The organism is Micromonospora parva (genome assembly GCF_040649675.1).
In the GTDB taxonomy this organism is placed as follows: Bacteria; Actinomycetota; Actinomycetes; order Mycobacteriales; family Micromonosporaceae; genus Micromonospora; species Micromonospora parva.
The window spans coordinates 141731-165305 of sequence record NZ_JBEZFX010000006.1; the positions used below are offsets into that span (position 1 = coordinate 141731).

Annotated in this window: 22 protein-coding genes; 10 read left to right on the forward strand and 12 right to left on the reverse strand. The window is 70.7% G+C overall.

Going from position 1 to position 23575, the window contains the following annotated elements; all coding sequences use genetic code 11:
• Positions 1 to 44: 44 nt before the first annotated feature.
• Entirely contained in the window at positions 45 to 1379 is a 1335-nt protein-coding gene (locus AB0C03_RS16815) for a glycosyltransferase family 4 protein (RefSeq protein ID WP_036410767.1), read from the reverse strand.
• Positions 1380 to 1516: 137 nt separating this feature from the next.
• Positions 1517 to 3460, reverse strand: a complete 1944-nt coding sequence (locus AB0C03_RS16820) for an amylo-alpha-1,6-glucosidase (RefSeq protein ID WP_357637568.1) — start codon at positions 3458 to 3460, stop codon at positions 1517 to 1519.
• A gap of 42 nt (positions 3461 to 3502) precedes the next feature.
• On the opposite strand from AB0C03_RS16820, the gene AB0C03_RS16825 reads away from it, so the two are divergent.
• Positions 3503 to 6208 (forward strand): MGH1-like glycoside hydrolase domain-containing protein, encoded by a 2706-nt coding sequence (locus tag AB0C03_RS16825; protein ID WP_030328720.1) that lies wholly within the window; start codon positions 3503 to 3505, stop codon positions 6206 to 6208.
• A 407-nt stretch (positions 6209 to 6615) separates the two neighbouring features.
• On the opposite strand, the gene AB0C03_RS16830 is transcribed toward AB0C03_RS16825, so the two are convergent.
• From AB0C03_RS16830 to AB0C03_RS16840, 3 genes are all read right to left on the reverse strand, one after another.
• Entirely contained in the window at positions 6616 to 7506 is an 891-nt protein-coding gene (locus AB0C03_RS16830) for a hypothetical protein (RefSeq protein WP_357637572.1), read from the reverse strand.
• Positions 7507 to 7670: 164 nt separating this feature from the next.
• Entirely contained in the window at positions 7671 to 8060 is a 390-nt protein-coding gene (locus tag AB0C03_RS16835; protein WP_210865336.1) for a hypothetical protein, read from the reverse strand.
• A gap of 27 nt (positions 8061 to 8087) precedes the next feature.
• The gene (locus tag AB0C03_RS16840; protein ID WP_210865335.1) at positions 8088 to 8471 is read right to left on the reverse strand and encodes a DoxX family protein; all 384 of its coding nucleotides are present in this window, start codon (positions 8469 to 8471) and stop codon (positions 8088 to 8090) included.
• Between the two features lie 91 nt (positions 8472 to 8562).
• On the opposite strand from AB0C03_RS16840, the gene AB0C03_RS16845 reads away from it, so the two are divergent.
• Positions 8563 to 9546: an RNA polymerase sigma-70 factor gene (locus tag AB0C03_RS16845; protein ID WP_374224260.1), complete on the forward strand. Its 984-nt coding sequence runs from the start codon at positions 8563 to 8565 to the stop codon at positions 9544 to 9546.
• A gap of 12 nt (positions 9547 to 9558) precedes the next feature.
• Here AB0C03_RS16845 and AB0C03_RS16850 read toward each other — a convergent pair whose 3' ends face one another.
• Positions 9559 to 10761 carry a low temperature requirement protein A gene (locus AB0C03_RS16850; RefSeq protein ID WP_357637576.1) on the reverse strand — a complete coding sequence of 401 codons (1203 nt, stop codon included), beginning with the start codon at positions 10759 to 10761 and terminating at the stop codon, positions 9559 to 9561.
• A gap of 179 nt (positions 10762 to 10940) precedes the next feature.
• Between AB0C03_RS16850 and AB0C03_RS16855 the strand changes: the two genes are divergently transcribed.
• Together AB0C03_RS16855 and AB0C03_RS16860 are read left to right on the forward strand one after the other, a co-directional pair.
• Positions 10941 to 11519 (forward strand): TetR/AcrR family transcriptional regulator, encoded by a 579-nt coding sequence (locus tag AB0C03_RS16855; RefSeq protein WP_030328705.1) that lies wholly within the window; start codon positions 10941 to 10943, stop codon positions 11517 to 11519.
• Positions 11520 to 11616: 97 nt separating this feature from the next.
• The gene (locus AB0C03_RS16860) at positions 11617 to 12327 is read left to right on the forward strand and encodes an HAD family hydrolase (protein WP_030328703.1); all 711 of its coding nucleotides are present in this window, start codon (positions 11617 to 11619) and stop codon (positions 12325 to 12327) included.
• Between the two features lie 251 nt (positions 12328 to 12578).
• Here AB0C03_RS16860 and AB0C03_RS16865 read toward each other — a convergent pair whose 3' ends face one another.
• Positions 12579 to 12740, reverse strand: a complete 162-nt coding sequence (locus AB0C03_RS16865) for a hypothetical protein (protein WP_156057313.1) — start codon at positions 12738 to 12740, stop codon at positions 12579 to 12581.
• Between AB0C03_RS16865 and AB0C03_RS16870 the strand changes: the two genes are divergently transcribed.
• Complete coding sequence (locus AB0C03_RS16870; protein WP_167337271.1) at positions 12739 to 13524, forward strand: L,D-transpeptidase family protein; 786 nt, start codon at positions 12739 to 12741, stop codon at positions 13522 to 13524. The two genes, AB0C03_RS16865 and AB0C03_RS16870, sit on opposite strands and share 2 nt — an antisense overlap.
• 14 nt (positions 13525 to 13538) lie before the next feature.
• Here the strand turns inward: AB0C03_RS16870 and AB0C03_RS16875 are convergent, their stop codons facing one another.
• The 4 genes from AB0C03_RS16875 to AB0C03_RS16890 all read right to left on the reverse strand — a co-directional run bounded on the left by AB0C03_RS16875 (position 13539) and on the right by AB0C03_RS16890 (position 15483).
• Positions 13539 to 13814, reverse strand: coding sequence for a hypothetical protein (locus AB0C03_RS16875; protein WP_030328699.1), 276 nt, complete (start codon positions 13812 to 13814; stop codon positions 13539 to 13541).
• 47 nt (positions 13815 to 13861) lie between these two features.
• Positions 13862 to 14293: a RusA family crossover junction endodeoxyribonuclease gene (locus tag AB0C03_RS16880; protein ID WP_030328697.1), complete on the reverse strand. Its 432-nt coding sequence runs from the start codon at positions 14291 to 14293 to the stop codon at positions 13862 to 13864.
• A 185-nt stretch (positions 14294 to 14478) separates the two neighbouring features.
• Entirely contained in the window at positions 14479 to 15183 is a 705-nt protein-coding gene (locus AB0C03_RS16885) for a VOC family protein (RefSeq protein ID WP_210865332.1), read from the reverse strand.
• Positions 15184 to 15300: 117 nt separating this feature from the next.
• Positions 15301 to 15483, reverse strand: a complete 183-nt coding sequence (locus AB0C03_RS16890; protein ID WP_030328693.1) for a DUF397 domain-containing protein — start codon at positions 15481 to 15483, stop codon at positions 15301 to 15303.
• A 366-nt stretch (positions 15484 to 15849) separates the two neighbouring features.
• Between AB0C03_RS16890 and AB0C03_RS16895 the strand changes: the two genes are divergently transcribed.
• The 5 genes from AB0C03_RS16895 to malQ all read left to right on the forward strand — a co-directional run bounded on the left by AB0C03_RS16895 (position 15850) and on the right by malQ (position 22458).
• Positions 15850 to 17136, forward strand: a complete 1287-nt coding sequence (locus tag AB0C03_RS16895; RefSeq protein WP_030328691.1) for an ABC transporter substrate-binding protein — start codon at positions 15850 to 15852, stop codon at positions 17134 to 17136.
• Between the two features lie 55 nt (positions 17137 to 17191).
• Positions 17192 to 18187, forward strand: a complete 996-nt coding sequence (locus AB0C03_RS16900) for a carbohydrate ABC transporter permease (protein ID WP_307857794.1) — start codon at positions 17192 to 17194, stop codon at positions 18185 to 18187.
• A 1-nt stretch (position 18188) separates the two neighbouring features.
• Positions 18189 to 19025: a carbohydrate ABC transporter permease gene (locus AB0C03_RS16905; protein ID WP_030328686.1), complete on the forward strand. Its 837-nt coding sequence runs from the start codon at positions 18189 to 18191 to the stop codon at positions 19023 to 19025.
• A gap of 10 nt (positions 19026 to 19035) precedes the next feature.
• Positions 19036 to 20244, forward strand: a complete 1209-nt coding sequence (locus AB0C03_RS16910; RefSeq protein ID WP_357637585.1) for an ABC transporter ATP-binding protein — start codon at positions 19036 to 19038, stop codon at positions 20242 to 20244.
• Positions 20245 to 20406: 162 nt separating this feature from the next.
• Complete coding sequence (gene malQ / locus AB0C03_RS16915) at positions 20407 to 22458, forward strand: 4-alpha-glucanotransferase (protein WP_357637588.1); 2052 nt, start codon at positions 20407 to 20409, stop codon at positions 22456 to 22458.
• On the opposite strand, the gene AB0C03_RS16920 is transcribed toward malQ, so the two are convergent.
• On the reverse strand, positions 22410 to 23519 hold the full coding sequence (locus AB0C03_RS16920; RefSeq protein WP_357637591.1) for a winged helix DNA-binding domain-containing protein: 1110 nt from the start codon (positions 23517 to 23519) through the stop codon (positions 22410 to 22412). The genes malQ and AB0C03_RS16920 overlap by 49 nt on opposite strands.
• Positions 23520 to 23575: the final 56 nt, after the last annotated feature.

Here is a 23575-nt window from a genome sequence, read left to right on the forward strand (position 1 = left end):
CTAACCAGCGGATCGGAAGTCACCTATAGGTCATCCGACGTACGTCAGCACGCGGCGGGGTCGGCCCGGGTCAGCAGATTCCCCTCCGGGATGGCGATCCGGGTCCGTCCGCCGGCCAGCCGGGCAGCGGCGCGGCGGGCCTGGACGGGGCCGTGTTCGCGCCGAGCGGTGGCGTAGCTGGCGGCGGTGCGGGCCGCGATGGTCGCCCAGCCGTACCGTTCGCCGACCATGGTGCGTGCCCGGCGGGCCAGCCGTCGGGCGAAGACCTCGTCGCCGAGCAGTTGGCCGACCGCGCCGGCGAGCGCGTCCGGGTCACTGTGCGGGAACGTCACCCCGGTCACGCCGGGTTCGACGATCTCGGCGAGACCCCCGGTCCGGGCCACGGCGAGGGGTGCTCCGGCGGCCGCCGCCTCCAGCGCCACCATGCCGAACGGCTCGTAGAGGCTGGGGACCACTGTCGCGTCGGTGGCGCCGAGCATCGCCGGCAGTTGGGTGGCGTCGAGAAAGCCGGTGAACCGGACCGTCGAACTCAGCGCCAGCCGCCGGGCCTCCGCCTCCAACTCGGTGCGGTACGGGCCGTCGCCGGCGATCACCACGCGCAGCCCCGGATGCCGCTCCCGCAGCCGGGGTACGGCGTGCACCAGGTGCTGGACACCCTTCTCGTAGACCAGCCGTCCGGCGTACCCGACCAGCGGGCCGTCCCCGGCGAAGCGCGCCCGGGCCGACGCGACAGCTCGGGGACGGGCCCGCCAGGCCCGGTCGTCGACCCCGTTGGGTACCACGTCGACCTGGCTGGCCGGCATGTCGAAGAGCGTGGTCACCTGCTCGCGCATGTACCCGGAACAGGTGATCACCCGGACGGAGGAATTGCTGAGCCAGTGCTCGACGCCGTGGATGGTGCGGTTCATCTCCTCCGGCAGCCAGCCCTGGTGCCGACCGGCCTCGGTGGCGTGCATGGTGGTGACCAGGGGCAGGTCCAGGTGCTCGGCGAGGGTGACGGCCGTGTGGGCGACGAGCCAGTCGTGGGCGTGGATGACGTCGTACGAGCCGGCTTCGGTGGCGCGCAGCGCGGTGCGGGTGAGGGTGTGGTTGAAGGCCATCGTCCAGGCCAGCAGCGAGCTGGTGGCGAGGGGGAAGGTGACCGGGTCCTCGGGAGCGCGCAGGATGCGTACGCCCTCGGCGTACTCCTCCAGGGGCGCGCCGTCGCTGTGCCGGGTGACGACGGTGACCTCGTGGCCGGCGGCGGCGAGGGCGACGGAGAGGGCGTGCACGTGTCGACCGAGACCGCCGACGAGCACCGGCGGGTACTCCCAGGAGAGCATCAGCACCCGCAGCTGTCGGGCGGGGTTGATGTCGATCACGTGGGCATCGAGTGACATGCGGCCCCCTTTGAGTTGTCCCCGGGCGCGCGCCGACCGACACCGGAATCGATGTCGCCGTCGCGTCTGGATCGGGGCCAATCCTGCCGGGATCGCGATAACCAGCGGCGACACCACCGTTGCGGTCGTGTAAAGCGCTACTGGCTCTTTCGCCGCACCCGCAGCAGCTCGGCCACCGACCATGCCTGGAACGGGCACCCGGTGGCGGTGTGCGGCGCGAGGCCATCGGCCGTCTCGCTCACCGATCCTATCCCATATTCCATCAAATGGGACTCAATGCCGACGAACACGTCATCGACGGACATCTTCCCCCGGCGGGCGGCATCCACGTACGGGCCGAGCAACCACGGCCACACAGTGCCCTGGTGGTAGCCCCCGTCCCGGTCGGCGGGGCCACCCCGGTGCCGGCCCACGAACTCCGCGGAGTCCGGTGCGAGACTGCGCGGCCCGAGCGGGGTGAGCAGCCCCGCCGCCACCCGGCGCAGCGTCTGCTCGTCCGGCTCCATCGGCGCGTACGGCAGCGACCAGGCCAGCAACTGGTTGGGGCGTAACGCGTCGTCGTCGTGCAGGGCCGCCCCACCCAACGGGTACGCCGGCGCGGGCGCGTCCAGCACGTCGTGCAACCACCCGGTCGGCGCCGGGAACCGCTCCCGGAACGAGGCGGTGGCCTGCGCGTGGAGTCGCCACAGCCCGTCGGCGTTCCGCCCGGCCAGCTCGGTCAGCTCCGCGAGCCCGGCCAGGCCATTGATCCACAACGCGTTGACCTCGACCGGCTTGCCGGTACGCGGGGTGACCGGCACCCCGTACACCCGGGCATCCATCCAGGTCAGCGCGGTGCCGGCGGCGCCCTGGGTGAGCAGGCCGTCGGTCGGGTCGACGCGGATCCCGTACCGGGTGCCGGCGACATGAGCGTCGATCACCGTGTGCAGGGCGGGCAGCAACGCGTCGCCGAGGTCGGTGTCGCCGGTGACGGTGACGTGCCGGCTCACCGCGTGCAGGAACCACAACGTGCCGTCGGCGGTGTTGTACTCCACCCGACCGGTGTCGGCGGTGTTGGCGAGCATCCCCTCGGACAGCGTCGCCGCGTACGCCCGCAGCAGGTCCCGCCCCTCGTCGGCGCGGCCGGTGCAGAGGAACAACCCCTCGTACGAGATCATCGTGTCCCTCGACCAGGCCCCGAACCACGGGTACCCGGCGACCACATCCACCGCCGCGTGTTCGGTGCGCACCACGAACGCGTCGGCGGCCAGCGTCAGGGTCGCCGCCACGTCGTCGGCCGGCTTCGCCGTCGCCACCACCTGCCGGTTGCGCCGTCGGGCCGTCGCCACGATCTCCGTCGCCGGCGGCGGCTCCTCGTCGAGTCGACCGGCCCAGGCCCGCACCGACACGGTGTCACCGGGGCGTTCCAGCTCACCGGAGAAACGGCCCGCGTACCAGACGTCCTCGTCCGGGTGCAGCCCCCGGTTGGCCTCCTCGCGATGGTGCACGCCCAGCCACCACTGCCCCTCGGGGGCCCAACCCGGGCCGGCGAGCCGGTACGCGCCCTCGACCACCGCGCCGTCGGCAACCGCCTCGACCTGGGGGATCGGGCCGTCGGCCCGCCGTTCGCCGTGCGCGTCCCGCCAGGTGCAGGCGGCCGACAGCTCCAGCCGGACGGGGCCACCGGCGACCAGCCGGTGCACCACCGCGACACAGGAGCGGCCGGGCAGCATCGCCAGCTCCCGTTCGATCACCACGTCGCCGATCCGCCACCGCCACCGGGGCAGCCCGTCGACCAGGTCGAAGCGCTCCAACAGCTCGAAGCCGCGCGGGTCGACGTCACCGGAGGCCCACTCGTGCGCGCCGAGGCGCACCCGCGTGCCGGACGGCAGTGTGACCGCCGGATCGAGACTGACCAGTCCCACCTGGCGGGACGCCGGCGTTTCGCCGGAAACCACCAACAGACCGTGGTAGCGACGGGTCCGCAGCCCGCCGACAGTGCCCATCGCGTAGCCGCCGAGACCGTCGGGGACCAGCCACTCCCGGCTCGCGGCGCTGGTCAGATCGCCGCAGACCTGCGGGCCGAAGTGAATGTCGATCAAGTTTCCTCCACCGGCGGCAAGGTGTAACACGCCACGACGAGAATGGCCGCTGTGGTCAAGTACCGCGGCGACGTCAAAGATGTGCACGTGATCACTGACCGATCGTCCTCCGACGCCTCGCCACCCGACGCTGAGCGGCTCCGGCTCGCCCAGGCCGACTCGGGGGAGCAGGACTGGCGTGCATGGGGTCCCTATCTGTCCGAACGGGCGTGGGGGACGGTACGGGAGGACTACAGCGAGCACGGTACGGCCTGGGACTACTTCCCGCACGACCACGCGCGGTCCAGAGCCTACCGGTGGAATGAAGACGGGATGGCCGGCGTCTGCGACGACCGACAGACCTTCGCCTTCGCCCTCGCCCTCTGGAACGGCAAGGACCCGATCCTCAAGGAGCGGATGTTCGGCCTCGGCGGCGACGGCGGCAACCACGGCGAGGACGTCAAGGAGTACTGGTGGTACGAGGACTCCACGCCCACGCACTCCTGGATGCGCTGGCGCTACCACTACCCGCAGGCCGCCTTCCCGTACGACGAACTCGTCGCGGTGAACGCGTTGCGCGGCCGCGACGACACCGAGTACGAGCTGGTCGACACCGGGATCTTCGACGACGACCGGTACTGGGCGGTGACCGTCGACTACGCCAAGGCGTCCCCGACCGACCTCTGCATGGTGGTGACCGTCGCCAACCGGGGCGACCAGGCGGCGACCCTGCACGTCCTGCCCACCCTGTGGTTCCGTAACACCTGGTCCTGGGGCCTGCCCGGTGGCGACCGGATCCCCCGGCTCACCGGCCAGGGCACCCGGCTCGTCGGCGAGCACCGGGTGCTCGGCCAACTGCTGCTGGAGGGCGACGGCGGCCCCGTGCCACTGCTCTGTGACAACGACACCAACGCCGAACGGCTGTGGGGCCTGCCCGGCCGGTCGAAGTACCCGAAGGACGGCATCAACGACCACGTCGTCAACGGCGCGGCCACCGTCAACCCGGCCCGGGAGGGCACCAAGGGTGCACTGCACTACGTGCTCGACGTGCCGGCCGGCGAGCAGCGCCAGATCCGGCTGCGGCTCACCCGTACCGCGTCGCCGCCGGCCGCCGCGCCGCCGCCCCCGGCCGACCTCAGCGAGGGCTTCGAGGCAGTGGTGTGGGCGCGACGGGCCGAGGCGAACCGGTTCTTCGCCGGGGTGATCCCGCCGGCCGCCACCCCCGACGAGGCGCTGGTCGCCCGGCAGGCCATCGCCGGGCTGATGTGGGGCAAGCAGTTCTACCACTTCGACGTCAAGCGGTGGCTGGAAGGCGACCCGGGTTCCACGCCGCCGGCCGGGCGTCGGCACGGGCGCAACAGCGCCTGGTGGCACATGACCAGCTTCGACGTCATCTCCATGCCCGACCCGTGGGAATACCCCTGGTACGCGGCCTGGGACCTGGCCTTCCACTGCGTGAGCATCGCCCGGGTCGACCCGAGCTTCGCCAAGGAGCAACTGCTGCTCCTGCTCCGCGAGTGGTACCTGCACCCCAACGGCCAGATCCCGGCGTACGAGTGGGCGTTCGGTGACGTGAACCCGCCGGTGCACGCCTGGGCGGCGCTGAAGGTGTTCGAGATCGACGGCAGCCGGGACCACGACTTCCTGGCCCGGGTGATGCACAAGCTGCTGATCAACTTCACCTGGTGGGTCAACCGCAAGGACACCGGCGGCAACAACGTCTTCGAGGGCGGTTTCCTCGGGCTCGACAACGTCGGGCCGTTCGACCGCTCGGCGGCGCTGCCGGTGGCCGGTGTGCTGGAGCAGTCCGACGGCACCGGCTGGATGGGCATGTACGCCCTCAACCTGCTGGACATCGCGATCGTGCTCGCCGAACACGACCGGACCTGGGTGGACACCGCCACCAAGTTCTTCGAGCACTTCGCCTACATCGCCGCCGCCGCGTACGAGCAGGGGTTGTGGGACGAGGAGGACGCCTTCTTCTACGACGTGCTGCGCCTCGCCGACGGCACGAAGGTGCCGCTGAAGGTCCGTTCGGTGGTCGGATTGCTGCCGTTGGCCGCCACCACCCGGCTCACCGCGAAGACCCTGCACCGTCTGCCGGAGCTGGGCGCGCGGTTGCGCTGGTTCCTGACCAACCGCCCGGAGTACGCCCAGGTGATCGGCACCCGCCGGCTGGGCCCCGACGGCCGGCAGCAGCGGCTGTTGTCAATGGTCGGCCCGGAGCAGGTGGTCCGGCTGCTCGCCCGGATGCTCGACCCCGACGAGTTCCTCTCCGAGTTCGGCCTCCGTACGCTGTCCCGCGCGCACCTGGACAAGCCGTTCTCGGTCACCCTCGGCGGGCAGGAGTTCTCCGTCGGCTACGAGCCGGCCGAGTCGACCAGCGGGCTGTTCGGAGGCAACTCGAACTGGCGTGGTCCGATCTGGATGCCGACGAACTTCCTGCTGATCAGCGCGTTGCGGGACTACGCGGCGTTCTTCGGCGACGACCTCCAGGTGGAGTACCCGACCCGCTCCGGTGTGAAGCGCACCCTGGACGAGATCGCCGACGACCTCTCGGCCCGGCTGATCGCGCTCTTCACCCAGGACGACTGGGGTCGACGCCCGATCTACGGCGCCGCGCAGCTGTTTCAGACCCACCCGGACTGGCGGGACCTGATCGCCTTCCCGGAGTACTTCCACGGCGACAACGGGGCCGGCCTGGGTGCCTGGCACCAGACCGGCTGGACCGCCCTGGTGGCCGACCTGATCCTCACGTTGCGCCGCTGAGATCCCCCGCACCCGCCCGGCCCGCCCGGCCCCCGCACCCGCCCGGCCCCGCCTGCCCGCCTGTCGCCTGTTCACCCCGCATCACCCACCTGCCGGCAAGATCTGCGCAACTTCTCGGATGTTGCTGTGTCAGGGGCTGCGGAGGCAGCAACATCAGGGATGTTGCACGGATCTTGCTGGGCCACCCGGCCTCAACCCCGCTGGCGTTGGGCATGATCGTGCTCGATCCATGATGTAGTGGTGTCGCTGGCGCAGGGAGGCCACTCGATCCTGGATCGAGCACGATCATGACGGGCGACCGGCGACCGGCGACCGGCGACCGGCGACCCGCGTCGGGGGCCGCCAGGCGACACGCCCAGCGACCCCCGGCCACGGGTGCGTGCGGGCGCACCCCGTTCAGCTTGGGCCTACTCGGTGAGCACCTTCACGGTGTCGGCCAGCCCGTCGTTGCGGTTGATGCCGACGAAGAACTCGCTGCCGACGTGGGTGACATCTTCGATCTCGTCGGTCAGGTTGTTGCCCGGGATGCCGATGTCGCTCTCCACGTCGCCCCCGGACCAGTTGTACTGGTACACCCAGTTCCACCCCGTGGTGGGCGTTGAGGTGTTGATCGACTTGGTGTTCCAGATGTAGTTCTCGGAGCAGTCGATGCCCTGGTCCGAACGATTGTCGTGACTCGTCAGGTTGCTCTTGACCAGCGTCCAACCACTGGTGAGCGCGCCAGCGCCGGGATGGGTCCACAGACTGCCCAACCGGCGGGCCGCGTACTTGCCGGCTCCACCGGCAGCCGTCGCGCTGTAGCAGAGGCCGCTGATGTTGCCGATCGGCAGCCGCACCTCGCTGGTTGTGCCGATGGTTCCGTTGGCGTTCAGGCGAATGATTGTCACCTTGTCGCTCAGGAACGCGGACTGGCTTCCCTGGGTGGCGATCAAGGCAGGACCCTGCCCCAGATAGTTCGCGTTGTAGGCGAGGTCGTTGCCGTGGCCGAGTGTCGGGATGGAGGTGGGGGCACCGGCGCAGACCCAGCTGGCGCCGTCCCAGGTCGAGCCGTCACGAAGCCACCGGGACAGGACCGGCTCCGCGCCGGCCGCCTTCGTGAAGATGATGTAGAGCTGACCGCCCGCCCCCGCCACCATGCCCTGCATGACAGTACGGCCGGCCTTGCACGCACTGCTGTTCGGGATGTTCAGCCGTTCCGCGCCGCTCCGGTCGGTAGCGGCGGAGGCAGTAGCCGCCGGGGCGATGGCGATACCTACGGAGAGGGCGAGCACGGACGCGACGCTCGATAGTTTCTTCACGTGGCTGTGTCTCCTTGAGAGGTGAGGCGAGGCAGCTGGAGTCCCGTCGTCCTCGGGCGAGGGATCGATCATGCGTGATGATCTCGCTTCTCGCAGCTCGGGCACAAGTGTCGCCGCACCGACCCGCGTGCCGGATCGTCAGCCGGCGCGTCCTGTCGCGGCGCTCACCGATAGCCGATGTGGACGATCAGCTCGCCGTCTTCCGGGTGGGCCCCCACGTAGACAGACGCGGGGTCGAAGAGGGTCGGCGGCAGGATCAGCTCCTTGGAGAGACCCATCTCCCGTGCCAGGTCCGCTGAGGACTGGCCCGCCGCTGGCACCACGGTGATCGTTCGCCAGCACCCACCGGAGGCGCATTCCATGCCCTCGTCGGTGACCTTTGCTCCGGCCGGCACCTGCGGCATCCGCGACGTCGGTGGCAACTCTCCCTCGGTCTTGAACATCTGCAACCACACGAAGGACAGAACCCACAGGCAGGACAGCAGGCCCAGCGTGACGGACACGGCCACCAGAGCGTGTTTCGTTCGTCTCCTCAGCGCGGTCCGCGAACTCATCGGGTGAGGGTAGCGGGACGAGGTCGGTCAGCCGCTGAAGGGCGAGGAGTCGAGACGGCCCCAGGCCACGAAGGCGGCGACCGCGAGGTAGGCCAGGTTCAGCACGATGAACCTGGCCTCGTCGTGACGCAGGTGGGTGATCATCGCGCCGACCATCAGCACCATCCAGCAGATGGCGGTCACCGGCACCAGCACCGGTGCGACGTCCAGCACGGCGGGCAGGATGAGACCGGCCGCGGCCAGGATTTCAAGGACCCCGAGGGTTTTGACGAAGCCGACGCTGGCACCGTCGGTCCACCCTCCGCCGTTGGCCGCCGCCAACTTCTCCTTGGGTACGAACGTCTTGGTGATGCCGCCGGCCAGGGCCAACGCGGCCAGCAGTCCGGCCGCGATCCACAGAGCCAGATTCATGAGATTTCCTCCTCGTCGGTTCGCACAGGAGACACCGCCGGCCGGTGCGCTGTGACAACCCGCCCCGAGTGACGAGGAGCACCGGCATCGGGTGTCACAGGAGGTGGGCGGCCGGTGTCTGGTGGGCGAGGCGGCCGAGATCGACGAGACTGGAGGACGCATGGATGCCGAGGGCGGAATCATCAGCGCGGACGGCAGCGGGCAGCCCGCTGTCGACGCGTTCGTTGCCCACCGAAACCTGCTCTTCACGGTCGCCTACGAGATGCTCGGCTCGGCCGCCGACGCGGAGGACGTACTCCAGGAGACCTGGCTGCGGTGGGCGGACGTGGATCTTCCGGCGGTGCGGGACCAGCGGTCCTACCTGGTCCGGATCACCACCCGGCTGTCGCTCAACCGGCTCCGGGCGGTCGGCCGGCGCAGGGAGTCCTACGTCGGCAGTTGGTTGCCGGAGCCACTGTTGACCGCGCCCGACGTCGCCGAGGACGTCGAACTCGCCGAGAGCGTCTCGATGGCGATGATGCTGGTGCTGGAGACACTCGCGCCGACCGAGCGTGCGGTGTTCGTCCTCCGCGAGGTCTTCGACCTGGCGTACGACGAGATCGCCGAGGCGGTCGACAAGAGCCCAGCCACCGTCCGTCAGATCGCGCACCGGGCACGAACGCACGTCGCCGCGCGCCGGCCCCGGGGGATGGTCTCCCCGGCGGACGCCCGGCGGGCGCTGGACGCGTTCCGACGGGCCGTCGAGGTCGGCGACGTGCAGGGCCTGCTCGACGTTCTCGCGCCGGATGTCGTGCTCCTCGGCGACGGAGGCGGGATCAAACAGGCGCTGCTGCGGCCGGTCAGCGGGGCCGACAAGGTGGCCCGGCTGCTGGCCAGCAGGAAGGTCCAGGTGGCCGCCATGTCGTTGCGACCCGCCGAGGTCAACGGCTACCCGGCGTTGGTCCTCCGGTTCGACGGCGAGATCGACTCGGTGGTCACGCTGCGCGTCGACGACGGTGTGATCACCGCGCTCTACGCGGTGCGTAACCCGGAGAAGCTGTCCCACATGCGGCGGGCGACCACGCTGTGCCGTTGACGGCCGTTGCGGCTAGTACGGGGGAGCGGGTGTCTCCGCGGGACGGCGGCGTGAGCGTCGGGTGTCCGCCGCGGCGACGCCGAGCAGCACCACGGCGGCGACCGCGCCGGCGGTGAGCGGTTGGAGGTGCGGTGCCGCCGGTGCCAGCAGGCCGAGGGCCAGCAGGCCGGCCAGCCGGGACCGGGACACCCGGGCGAAGACCTGGTATTCGAGGGTGGAACGCCCGGTGAGGAAGAGCGCCGGGCCGCCGAGGATGGCGATGAGCCAGGCCGTCGGGAGGTGCCCGAGCGGTTCGGTGATGAACAACTCGAAGCCGACGCCGGTCAGCACGATTCCCGCGATCATGACCATGTGGGCGAACGCCATGCCGGTCGCCAGCCGCGCCGGGTCGCGGGAGCTGTCGACGGCCGCGCCCAACACTCCGCCCGCCACGTGGAAGTAGATCCGCCAGAGCAGGACGGTGCTCGCCAGCGCCAGGACGAACCCACCCGTCTGGTCGGTGTGGAACTCGCTGCCGCTGAAGGCGAGCCCGATGACGAAGATCGCCTCGCCGAGAGCGATGAGAAGGAACTGCTGGTACCGCTCGGCCAGGTGCTCGGCCGCGATCATCTGGACGCCGATCCGTCGCGCGCCGAGTCGGGGGGTCGGCCAGCCGAGGAAGAGCCCGGTGTAGTCGATCAGCACGGCGAGCGTCCAGAGTGCCCCGCGGACGGTGCCGTCGGTGACCAGCCCGCCGCCGACCCAGAGCGGTGTGCTCAGGCCGAACCAGAACAGGATCCGGATGGACTGGTGGGGATCCGGCCGGCCGTGCCCGGCGAGGTGGAAAAACACCACCCGGCCGATCTGGAGGGTCACCAGGGTGATGGCGAAGAGGGAAGCCCGCGCGCCGAAGCCGTCGGGCACGGCGACGGCCATCGTCATGGCACCGACCAACGTCATGATGATGACGGTCTGGACGATCGGGGCGTCCGGGTCCAGCCAACTGGTCGACCAGACCGTCACCGACCAGACCGCCCACAGCGCCAGGAACAGCAGCAGAGCCTGGCCGAGGCCCGCGTACACGCCGCGGTGGCCGTCGGTGAAGTCGACGATCAGCCGCGCGGAGATCCGGGTGAGGGCGAAGACGAAGACCAGGTCGAGGAAGAGTTCCAGGAAGGTCGCGCGCTGCCGGGTGGCGTCGTCGCGGAGCAGCCGGACGTCGCTGGCGCTCCTCATCGTCGCGCCACGCGTCGGTGCCCCCGGACGACCACGTGCCCTCCCGTCGTGGTGATCTCCTCACCTAACGAGCCAGGACGGCGGCGGTGGCACGGGACGGGAGGCGTCCGGCCAACCACAACAGTCACCAATCCGTCACCCGACCGCTACGACGGGTGTGCGCCCTTACGCTCGGGTGCGTGCCCGGACCTGCCGAGAAGGCCGCTGAACAGGACCGGCGTGACCGCATCGTCACGGCCGCGCGGGAACTGGCCGAGTCGGAGGGCTGGTCGGGGGTGACCACCCGCCGGCTCGCCGAACGGACCGCGATCGACATGGGTGACATCTACCGGCACTTCGCCGACCTGGAGGCGCTGATCGCCGCCGTCGCCGTGTGTGCCTTCGCCGATCTGGCCGCCGATCTGGCCGAGGCGCACGCGGAGAGCGTCGGCAGCCCCGACGGGGTCTGGCCGGCCGTCGCTACCGCGTACCTCGACTTCGCGTACACGAATCCTGAGGTCTATGACGCGATGCTCGCGCTGACCCCCGACCTGGCCCTCGGCGCGGATGGTGTGCCGGCCGCGCCACGGGCGGTCTTCGCGGAGCTGCGGGCGGCCCTGACCCCGCTGGCCGAGGGCCGGGACCCGGACACCCTCGCCGAGGTGGGTTGGAGCCTGTTGCACGGCGTGGTGATGCTCACCCGTGGTGGCCGGCTCCGACCCGAGGGGCAGGAGGACCGCGAGGCGTTGATCGCCCAACGGTTGCTGCGGTGGCCGTGACCACGCCCGCCGGGCGGAAAACCATGGGCTCTGCCGGGTGTCGGCCGCCTACCCTGTCCCTCGGCCTGCCGGGCGGTGGGCGCGGGGAGGGGATGGCATGACGGTCGGTGCGGGGGCACGGCGGGACGCGCAGGTGCTGATCTTCGACGCGGACGACACGTTGTGGGAGAACAACGTGGTCTTCGAGCGGGTGATCGACGACTTCCTGGGCTGGCTGGACCATCCCACCCTGGACCGGGCCGAGCTGCGGGCCGTCCTCGACGACATCGAACGGGCCAACGCGGTGGCGCACGGGTACGGCAGCAAGGTCTTCCTGCGCAGTCTGGCCGAGTGTCTGGAGCGGCTGCGCGAGCGACCGGCCACCGAAAGCGAACGCCAGGAGATCGACCGGTTGGCGGTGGCCCTCGTCGAGCACCAGGTGGAGCTGATGCCCGGGGTGGCCGACGCGCTCGACGACCTGGCCGGCCGGCACGAGCTGTTGCTGCTGACCAAGGGTGACCAGGAGGAGCAGCAACGCAAGCTGGACGCCTGCGGCCTGCTGCACCACTTCGGGGCCGCGCACATCGTCGCCGAGAAGAACGTCGACACGTACCGGTGGCTCACTCGGGAGCACGGCTTCGCGCCGGCCGGCGCGTGGATGATCGGCAACTCCCCGAAGTCCGACATCCTGCCGGCGCGGGCGGCCGGATTGAACGCGGTGTTCATCCCGAACGCGAACACGTGGGTGCTGGAGGACGACGAGCTGGACCCGACCGACGACGGGGTGCTGCGGCTCGCCGCGTTCCGTGACCTGCTGCGGCACTTCTGACCGTCCGGGAATCCCAACAGCGTCCGCGATCATGGTCGTGTTACGCCGACCTGCCCGATTTTCACAGTGGGATAAGTCCTGCCCCCGGTCGTTCGACGCGGCTTGTCCGGCCGGTCGGAGCCCACCTAACCTGGTCCGGCGCTCACGGCCTTTCGGGGTGTGCCGGGGGCGCGTCGGCGTTCGGCGGGTGAGCACCGTGGAGCTGAGTGCGGAGTGGGCCGGCTCACCCCGTTGTGGCGCGCGGCGTCGTGTCACGCCCGCGCGGCGGGTGCCGGAGCTGTCCGCTCCCCTGTCGGACGGCCGGGGGTCAGGGCCGGGTAGTTGCGGACCCGGTCCTGACCGCCCGCGAATTCGTCGACAGTGGCGCGTGGGGGCGGGCCGCCGGTCCGTTCGACTGTCAGGATGGCGGGCATGAAGCGCAGATCTTTCCTCCTCGGTGTGGCGGCAGGTCTGGCCGCCCCGACCGTGCTCGCCCCGGCCGCGCCCGCGATCGGTGCGGGCGGGCCGCTGCGGCCGGGCTGGGGCACGGACCCGACGCAGCGACAGTGGCCGGGGCGGCAGCGCCAGAACCGGGCCAGCGCGCTGACCACGCTGCCGACGGAGACGAAGCAGGTGATCATCGTCGGCGCGAGCAGCTACACCACCACCTACGCCACAGTGGAGACGTTCGTGCGGGCCCGCATCGGTTGGCAGCCGGTCTCGGCGCCGTTGCCCGCCCGGATCGGCTCGAAGGGCTTCAGCGACAACCACGTGGAGGGGGTGCCGACCACGCCGACCGGCGTCTACTCGATCGGTCAGACCATGTACGGCATCGCCGCCAACCCGGGCGTGCGATACCCCTACCACCGGTTGGTCAGCGGCGACTGGTGGAACGAGAACCCGTCGTCGTCGCTCTACAACACCTTCCAGCACAGTGCGACCAACCCGGGCGGGGCCAGCGAGGCACTGTGGCAGGAGGTTCCCGCGTACACGCACTTCGCGGTGATCACCTACAACATGGCGCCGAACGTGCCGAAGCCGGTGCCGAACAAGGGCAGCGGGATCTTCCTGCACCAGTTCAGCACCAGCGCCGGCAACGCCACTGCTGGTTGCGTCTCGCTCGCGCACGGGCACCTGGTCGCCGTGCTCAACTGGCTGAACCCGGCGCTGTCACCGCGCATCGTGCTCAGCCCGTACGCCCAGCTCGGCCGGTACTGACCGGCGCTGAGGGCTCAGTCGGCCTCGCGCCGGACGATCGCCACCGCCACCCGGCAGAACTCGTCCATGTCCGGGTTGAACCCGGCGGCGATGTCGGGGTGCAACCCGGAGCGGGTCTCCTCCAGCAGTCGCTGGCAGACCTGTTCCACCGGTTCGCCCGCGTAGTCGGCGCGGACCCGGTCGGTGGCCGCCTGAAGCGCCGAGGTGAGCTGCTCTTCCAGCGGGCCGCGCAGCTTCTGCTGCACAGGGTCGAGCCCGCGGGGGTCGAGCGTGACATGTGGCTCCGACATCGGTGCTCCCTTCGTCGGCGTCCGCGGTACCCCACCGCGAACGCCGGTCAAACCCCGTTCGGTACGGCGGCGACCCGCACCTGGTATGAGAAGTCCTCCGCCGGCTCCTCGTGGTACGACAACCGGCGGATCTGCCGGTCGTCGTCGTAGAGGGCGACGTCCACCAGGACGCCGAGGTGGGTGAGGCCGATGCTCGACACCCGCTTCTTGTCCTGCAACACCGCGCAGACGCCGCCGAGCAGGGTGCTGGCGTCGGACGTACGGTGCCCGGGCGGGCAGCGCAACACCAGGTCCACCTCGATCGGCCCGGGCAACGGCGTCCAGCCGGTGCGCTGGGCCGCGCCGAGGGCGGCCTGGAGCAGGGTGCGGACCCTCGTCGCCTGCCGATGCCCGGCGGCGAAGATGGACAACGCTTCGGTCTTGACCGGTGGCAGGCCGCTCACCTCGAATGTCAGGGCGAGAGCGCGGGTGTCCTGCACGACGGCACCTCCTCGTTGGGACGATCCTGCCGAACCGGGGGAGCGGCGGTGGGACGTTCCCGCGATTACCAACCGATCGGGCAGGCGTGGGTCGGCCGGAGGCGTGTCGACGGCGGCGGCGAACGCGCCGGCTGCGGCGCTAGGAAAACGCTAGCCGACGACGCCCGCGCCCGGTAGTCGGTCGTTCACCCGGTGCGCTCTGGTGCGAAGGCGCAGAACTCGTTGCCCTCCGGGTCGGCCAGCACCCACCACCAGTGCGCCTCGTCGAGCGGCTCCCGCAACAGCGTCGCGCCCGCCGCGATCAGCGCCGTCGGCTCCGGGTCGGCCAACTCGACGTCCCAGTGCATGCGGTTCTTGACCGTCTTGGGCTCGCTCACCCCGTCGAAGACAAAGCGCTCCCAGGGCAGGCCCGCGGCCCCGAGCACCGCCGCTTCGGTCGACCCGTACTCGACGGTGCCGCCGAGCACGCCGGCCCACCACATCGCCTGGGCGGCCGGGTCGAGCGCGTCCACCACCAGCTGGAACGGGCCCGGGTGGCTGTTGGCGTCGGCAGCGAGGGCGCAGAACTCGTTCCCGTCGGGGTCGGCCAGCACCCACCGGCCGGCGTCGTCGTCCGGCTCGCGCACCAGTCGGGCGCCCTCCGCGAGCAGCGCCGCCGGGTCCGCGTCGGCCAACCGCAGATCCAGGTGTACGCGGGTCCGGCCGACCCGGGGCTCGGGCACCCTGTTCACCCAGATCGACTCGGCGTCCGAGCGCGCGGAGCGCGGGTCCACCCGGGTGTCGCCGTCACCGGCGTCCGCCACGTCACCGTCGAGCATCCGGGCCCAGAAGGCGCCGAGCGCCAGCGCGTCGTTGGCGTCCAGACAGAGATCCTTGAAACGGGCCAGCATGGTTCCAGCATGCCTGGTCCGGGCGCGACTGCCGCGGTCGCGAGACCTTTCAGAGTAGATCTTGGACAGTTTCCGTTCTGCCCGGACGGAAACTGTCCAAGATCTCCGAGTTCGCGTTCAGTGCTGCCTGGCGTAGGCGACGAACGCCTTCCAGGCTGCCGGGTCGACGTGCAGAGTGCCGCCGTCGCGGTCCTTGGTGTCGCGCACCAGCACCACGTTCGGCAGATTGTCGGCGACTTCGACGCAGGACCCGCCGTTGCCGCCGGACCGGGTCGACTTGCGCCATTGGGGGGTCAGCATGCCCATGACTTCGCCGCTTCCTTGATCAGCTCGGTTGACTGCCGGCGGGGGAGCACCTCGTTCCGCACGGGAGCGCTGTCCCCGCGCGTGATCGACTCGGCTTTCAGAAAAGCGGGGCTTCCCTGGTGCGGTGACGGCCCGACTTTCAGGAAGTCGAGTTGATCACGCACCTGGTGGCGGCGCCGGCAGAGGCGGCCGGGCTCTCGCTCTGACAGCCAGGTTTCGCGGCTTCACAGCTGGGGCAGAGTAGCCGCTACAGAGCCTCCGCGCCGGCGTTTCCGCAGCTTGCCGGCTCGGAGTCGGCTCGCCGTGCGCCGGGGCACGGATGCCCTTCCCCGGTCTTTCGCCGAGGAGAGGGGGAGGGCGATGACGGACCCCGACACGGCTCGACACCGACGCCGGCCGGTTGTTCGGCTGGGCGCGGCGGCTGCCGCGCTGGCACTCGTCGCGCCGCTGGCCGCGTGCGGCGCCGACGACGCGGGTGGCCCACCGACGATCAACCTGTACTACCCGCCCGAGCAGAACCTGCAGAAGGTCGTCGACGACTGCAACGCGCAGGCCCAGGGGCGGTACGAGATCGCCTACCGGGTGCTGCCCCGGCAGGCCGACGACCAGCGGGTGCAGATGGTGCGCCGGCTCGCCGCCGAGGACAGCGGGATGGATCTGCTCGGGCTGGACGTCACCTGGACCCAGGAGTTCGCCAGCGCCGACTGGATCCGCGAGTGGACCGGCCAGGACAAGGCCGAGGTCGAGCAGGGCACCCTCGCCGGACCGCTGGCCACCGCCCGGTACGAGGACAAGCTGTACGCGGCACCGAAGAACACCAACGTCCAGCTGCTCTGGTACCGCAAGGACCTGGTGCCGCAGCCGCCGACCACCTGGGACCAGATGATCAGCGCCGCCCAGCAGCTCAAGGAGCAGGGCAAGCCGTACCAGGTGCTCACCATGGGCGCCCAGTACGAGGGCCTGGTCGTTCTCTACAACACCCTCGCCGAGAGCGCCGGCGGGAAGATCCTCAACGACGACGGTACGAAGGCCGTGATGGACCAGGGCACCGTCCGGGCGTTGGAGCAGCTGAAGAAGTTCGCCACGTCGGGCGTGACGTCGCCGTCGTTCAGCAACGCCACTGAGGACCCGGTCCGGCTGGAGTTCCAGTCCGGCGCCGGCGCGTTCCAGGTGAACTGGCCGTTCGTCTACCCGGCTTTGCAGGAGGCGAACCCGGAGCTGGCCAAGCAGGTCGGCTGGGCTCGGATCCCGGGCATCGACGAGGGCACCCCCAGCAAGGTCACCATCGGTGGGGTCAACCTGGCGGTCAGCTCCTACTCCAAGCACCCCGAGCAGTCCTTCGAGGCGGCCCGGTGCATCCGCAGCGCCGAGCACCAGAAGTTCTCCGCCATCAACGACGGCGTACCGCCCACCATCGAGGCGGTCTTCGACGACCCGGAGATGACCGAGGCGTACCCGATGAAGGACACCATCCTGGAGGAGCTGAAAGAGCCGGCGACGCGTCCGCTGACCCCCGCCTACCAGAGCATCTCCACGGTGATGTCGGCGATCCTGTCGCCGCCGTCCGGGATCAGCCCGCAGCAGACCGCCGACGAGCTGCGCGACGCCATCGCCGACGCCCTCCAGTCGAAGGGGGTCCTGCCGTGAGCGCTCGGAGTGAGCCGGTTTTGCGAGCCCCGCAGTCGCGAGAAGAGGTGACGCCGTGAGCATCAACGCCACGCCCACCGGCGCCGATGTCGCCGCCGACGAGACCAGTGGCGCCACCGGCCGGCGCGCCACAGTGCCCGCCCAACGTGGCGGCCGTCGCAAGCCCCCACTGAGCGAGAACAAGAAAGCCGAACGCCGGCTCGGCCTGCTGCTCTGCGCGCCCGCCGCGCTGGTCATGATCGCGGTGACCGCGTACCCGATCATCTACTCGGTCTGGCTGTCGTTGCAGCGCTTCGACCTGCGCTTCCCCGATCAGCGTGAGTTCATCGGGTTGGAGAACTACGTCACGGTGCTCACCAACGAGTTCTGGTGGACCGCGTTCGGGGTGACCATGCTGATCACGGTGGTCACCGTGGCCGTCGAGCTGGTGCTCGGCATGGGCCTGGCGATCATCATGCACCGCACCCTGATCGGGCGCGGCCTGGTCCGGACCTCGGCGCTGATCCCGTACGGGATCGTCACGGTGGTCGCCGCGTTCTCCTGGCGGTACGCCTGGACGCCCGGCACCGGCTACCTGGCCAACCTGTTCAGCGACGGCGCGCCGCTGACCGAGCGGGCCAGCTCGCTGGCGATCATCATGCTCGCGGAGATCTGGAAGACCACCCCGTTCATGGCGCTGCTGTTGATGGCCGGGTTGGCGCTGGTGCCGGAGGACCTGCTCAAGGCGGCCTCCACCGACGGCGCGACCGCCTGGCAGAAGTTCACCAAGGTGATGCTGCCGGTGATGAAGCCGGCGATCCTTGTCGCGTTGCTGTTCCGCACCCTGGACGCGTTCCGGGTCTTCGACAACATCTTCGTGTTGACCGCCGGAGGCAACGAGACGTCGTCGGTGTCGATGCTCGCCTACAACAACCTGATCCGGGGCCTCAACCTCGGCATCGGCTCGACGATGTCGGTGCTGATCTTCATCACCGTGGCGATCATCGCATTCGTCTTCGTGAAGCTGTTCGGCACCGCTGCCCCGGGTAGCGACGACGGAGAGAGGCGCTGACATGGCTGTCGAAACCACCACCCGGGCGAAGCTGCGCTGGGGTCTGCTCGACGTCCTCGTGGTCGTCTTCGCGTTGGTCCCGGTGCTGTGGATCGCGTCGCTGTCGTTCAAGACGCCGGCCACCCTCACCGACGGGAACTTCATCCCCCGGGAATGGACGCTCGACAACTACCGGACCATCTTCGACACCGACCAGTTCGTCCGGGCACTGATCAACTCGATCGGCATCGCGTTGATCGCCACGCTGATCGCTGTGGTGCTCGGTGCGATGGCCGCGTACGCGATCAGCCGGTTGGACTTCCCCGGCAAGAAGCTGCTGGTCGGCGTCTCCCTGCTGATCGCGATGTTCCCGCAGGTGTCACTGGTGTCGCCGCTGTTCGAGATCGAGCGGCAGCTGGGCCTGTTCGACACCTGGCCCGGGCTGATCCTGCCGTACATCACCTTCGCGCTGCCGCTGGCGATCTACACGCTGTCGGCGTTCTTCAAGCAGATCCCCTGGGACCTGGAGAAGGCCGCGAAGATGGACGGCGCCACCCAGGGGCAGGCGTTCCGGCGGGTGATCGCGCCGCTGGCCGCGCCCGGGTTGTTCACCACGGCGATCCTGGTCTTCATCTTCTGCTGGAACGACTTCCTGTTCGCCATCACGCTGACCTCCACCGAACGTGCCCGTACGGTGCCGGTCGCGCTGTCGTTCTTCACCGGCGAGTCGCAGTTCGAGGACCCCACCGGGGCGATCTGCGCCGCCGCCGTGGTGATCACCGTTCCGATCATCCTGTTCGTCCTCTTCTTCCAGCGTCGCATCGTGTCCGGTCTGACCTCCGGCGCAGTCAAGGGATAGGTGGAAAGTCATGGCTGACATCGTGCTGGACAACGTGAGCAAGAGCTTCCCGGACGGGACCGTCGCCGTGCAGGACGTCGACCTGGAGATCGCCGACGGCGAGTTCGTGATCCTGGTCGGGCCGTCCGGCTGCGGGAAGTCCACCACCCTCAACATGATCGCCGGGCTGGAGGACATCAGCTCCGGTGAGCTGCGCATCGGCGGGCAGCGGGTCAACGACAAGGCTCCCCGGGACCGGGACATCGCCATGGTGTTCCAGTCGTACGCGCTCTACCCGAACATGACGGTGCGGGAGAACATGGCGTTCCCGCTGCGGCTGGCGAAGCTGGACAAGGAGACCATCAACCAGAAGGTCGACGAAGCGGCGAAGGTGCTGGAGCTGACCTCGCTGCTGGACCGCAAGCCGGCCAACCTCTCCGGTGGTCAGCGCCAGCGGGTGGCGATGGGCCGCGCCATCGTCCGCCAGCCGAAGGCGTTCCTGATGGACGAACCGTTGTCCAACCTCGACGCCAAGCTGCGGGTGCAGATGCGCACGGTGGTGTCCCGCCTGCAGAAGCAGCTCGGCACCACCACCGTCTACGTCACCCACGACCAGACCGAGGCGATGACCCTCGGCGACCGCGTGGTGATCATGCGGGGTGGCGCGGTACAGCAGGTCGGGCCACCGCAGGAGCTGTACGACCACCCCCGCAACCTCTTCGTGGCCGGCTTCATCGGCTCACCGTCGATGAACTTCCTGCACGCCGCCGTGCAGGACGGCGAGTTGCACACCGCCCTGGGGCAGGTGCCGCTCGGCGACCGTGTTCGCCGGGAGTTGGAGGCGGCCGACGCGCCCCGTGAGCTGATCCTCGGCATCCGGCCGGAGCACTTCGAGGACGCCGAACTGGTCGACGACGACACGCGTCGGCGGGGCATGGAGTTCGAGGCGCCGGTGGACATCGTCGAGTCGATGGGCTCGGACAAGTACGTCTACTTCACCGTCGAGGGTGAGAAGGCCAGCGCCGCCGAGTTGGAGGAGTTGGCCGCCGACGCGGGCGCCGCCGACTTCGCCGGTGCCGGCGGCAACCTGGTGACCCGGCTGTCCGCCGAGTCCCCGGTCGCCGAGGGGCAGACGCGGCGGGTCTGGTTCAACCTGGAGAAGATCCACCTGTTCGACCCGACCAACGGCCGCAACCTGACCCTGCACGAGGGTCGGGCCGCCGGCGCGCTCGCCGACTAGCCAGCTAGCCAGCTAGCGCCGATCTTGCAGTAACAGTTGTCGACATAGGTCGAACGCCCCTTATGTCGGGACAGAAAGTGCAAGATCGGCGCTGCCGGTGAGCGGGTGGGGCGCGGGGGTGGGAGGGTGGTTGCAGGTCACGTTTCGGGGCGGGGGATGGGGATGAACCGACGATTGGCCGCGCTGGCCAACGCGCACGGTGTTTCCACCTGGTACGAGGATTGGCGGCACCGCCGCGTCGCGGTCGCACCGGAAACCGTGGTGGGTGTGCTGGGGCTGCTCGGCGTGGACGCCACCAGCCCGGCGGCGATCGCCGACGCCCTCGCCGCCGTCCGCGCTGTCGACCGGGGCGCCCTGCCGGAGACGGTCGTGCTCACCCACGGCCGCAGCCGGGCGCTGCCCGGCCCAGGGGTGCTCACCCTGGAGGACGGTGGTCGGCGGGCGGTCGACGGTGAGTTGCCGGCCAACCTGCCGCTGGGTTGGCACCGGCTGGCCTGCGCCGACCGGGAGGTCACAGTGGTGGTGGTGCCGCGCCGGCTCCCGGTGCCACCCCGGGCCTGGGGCTGGATGCTTCAGCTCTACGCGCTCACCTCGGAGCGCTCCTGGGGCATGGGCGATCTCGGTGACCTCGCCGACTTCACCGAGTGGGCCGGGGCGACCGGGGCGGGGCTGGTGCTGCTCAACCCGCTGCACGCGGTGGGGCCGGCGCACCCGGTGGCCACCTCACCGTATTCGCCCGCCAGCCGACGCTTCGTCAACCCGCTGTACCTGCGGGTCAGCGACACCGCCGCGTACCGCGCGGCGGACCCGGCGACCCGTGCGGTGGTCGACGCGTTGCGCCCCGACCGGGGACCGCTGATCGACTACGACGAGGTGTGGTCCGCCAAGCGGCACGCCCTGGAGTTGCTGCACCCTCACGCCCGGCCGGTGGACCTCACCGCGGACCCGGCACTGACCAGCTTCGCCACCTGGTGCGCGCTCGCCGAGCGGCACGGCAACGACTGGCGGGCCTGGCCGGCGCAGCTGCGCCACCCGGACGCCCCGGCGGTCGCCGAGCAGCGTCGGCAGCTCGCCGACCGGGTCGCCTTTTACGCCTGGCTGCAACAGCTGTGCGACGAGCAGCTCGACGCCGTCACCGCGGCGGCCCGCGCGGCGGGGATGCCGGTCGGTGTCGTGCACGACCTGGCCGTCGGCATCGACCCGGGCGGCGCGGACGGCTGGCAGCTCGCCGACGTGCTGGCCCAGGGCGTGCGGGTCGGTGCCCCACCGGACGACTTCAACCAGCTCGGCCAGGACTGGGGCCTCGCCGCGTGGCGTCCGGACCGGCTCGCCGCCACCGGCTACGCCGCCTACCGGGACATGCTGCGCCGGGCCCTGCGGCACGCCGGTGGCCTGCGGGTCGATCACGTCGCCGGCCTGTGGCGACTGTGGTGGGTGCCGCCGGGCGGCGGCGCGGCCGAGGGCACCTACGTGCGCTACGACGCCGAGGCGATGCTCGGCATCCTCGCGCTGGAGGCGCACCGGGCCGGCGCGGTGGTGGTCGGCGAGGATCTCGGCACCGTCCAACCGGCGGTGACCCGAGGGTTGCGGGGGCGCAACATGCTCGGCTCGACAGTGCTGTGGTTCGCCCGCGACGACAACGGTGACTTCGTCCCACCGGCCCGGTGGCCGCGCAACGCCCTCGCCACGATCTCCACCCACGACCTGCCCACCGCACCGGGCTTCCTCACCGGCGAGCACGTGCGGGTGCGCGACGAGTTGAAACTGCTCGGCACCGACGTGGCGGTGGAGCGGGCCCGCGCCGCCGCCGACCGCGACCGGCTGCTCACGATGCTGCGCACCGAGAACCTGCTGCCGACACCGACCGTCGACCCGGCACGGCCCGACGCGACAGCGACACCCGACGACGGCGAGGTGGTGGTGTCGATGCACGCCGCGCTCGCGGCCAGCCCGACCCGGCTGCTCGGCGTCTCCCTCTACGACGTGCTGGGCGAGGTGCGCCAACCCAACATGCCGGGCACGGTGGACGAGTACCCGAACTGGCGGCTGCCGCTGCCGGCCAGCGTGGCGCAGATCCGCGAAGACCCCCGGGTGAGGCGGATCGCCGACCTGCTCAGCGCCGCCCGCCCACGAGCGGCCGACCCGCCGCCGCGTGACGCCGTCGGTCAGGTCAGCCAGTCGAAGCGGGCCGGCAGCCCGAGGAAGTCGGCGTAGCGCCCGAGCGCCTGCTCCACCCGGGCCCGCGCGGCGACGTCCAGCGGCGTGAGCGGCCGGACGGTCACGGTGACCCCGGTGCGGGTGATCTTGCGCTTCCACACGCCGACCACCCGACCGGCGCGCACCACTGTGGCCTGGAAGATGCCGTTGTTGCCCGGCACCACCGCCGCCTGGTGGGCGGGGTCGAGCATCAACGTGCGGTCCCGGAAGCCGAGCAGGTACTCGTCGAAACCGGGCAACGCCAGCACGTCGTCCGCCGTGGTGCGCGGGGCGTCTGGCACTGCCGCGTCGACGTACATCGGTGTGCCGTCGACCCGTACGGTGCTCAGCGCGTCGTCGGCGGCGGTCAGGCCGCGCCGGGCGTCGGTGAGGGTGAGCCCGCTCCACCCGGCGAACTCGCGGTCGGTGACCGGGCCGTGCGAGCGAACGTAGCGGTGGGCGAGCACGGCCAGCGCCTCGTCCCGCTCCAACCGGCGAGATTCGGGTGCCCACTCGTCGAGCAGGGCGAAGGTCTGCTCGGTGCCGACGTTGGGCGCCACGCAGGTCACCCCGCGAACGCTCGCATACCACAGCAGGTGGTAGCCGCGCTGCCCGTCGGTGCTCAGGCCGGCGGCCCGCAGGGCGGCCAGGCACTGCGCGCGGGTGAGCCGACCACCGCCGGCCAACGCGGCACCCAGGACGTCCACCGCCCGGTCCGCGTCGGCCTCGCTGAGCCCGAGCTGCGCCCGCCGGGTCGCCACGGCGGCCAGCGATCGGACACCGGTCAGCTCCAGCATCCAACGGGCGTCGGCGGACGGCACGAGGTGCACGGTGCCCCGCATCGGCCAGGTGCGCAGCGCCTCACGCCGCTCCAACGCCGCCTGCACGTCGGTCACCCGGCAACCGGGCAGTCGGGCCCCCAGCGACCACAACCCGCTGGCCAGATCCTGTGCCTGCATCGCGCCGAACCACTCGACCACCTCGGCGACGGTGCCGGGTCGGGTGCTCGGCTGCGGGCGCAGCAACAAGCTGGTCATCCGCAGCGCGAGCGCCTCGGCCGCGCTGAGGTCGACAGGCATCGGGCGCTCCTTTTCGTGGCCGGGCGGCCAGCCTAGGCCCGACCACCGACACTCCT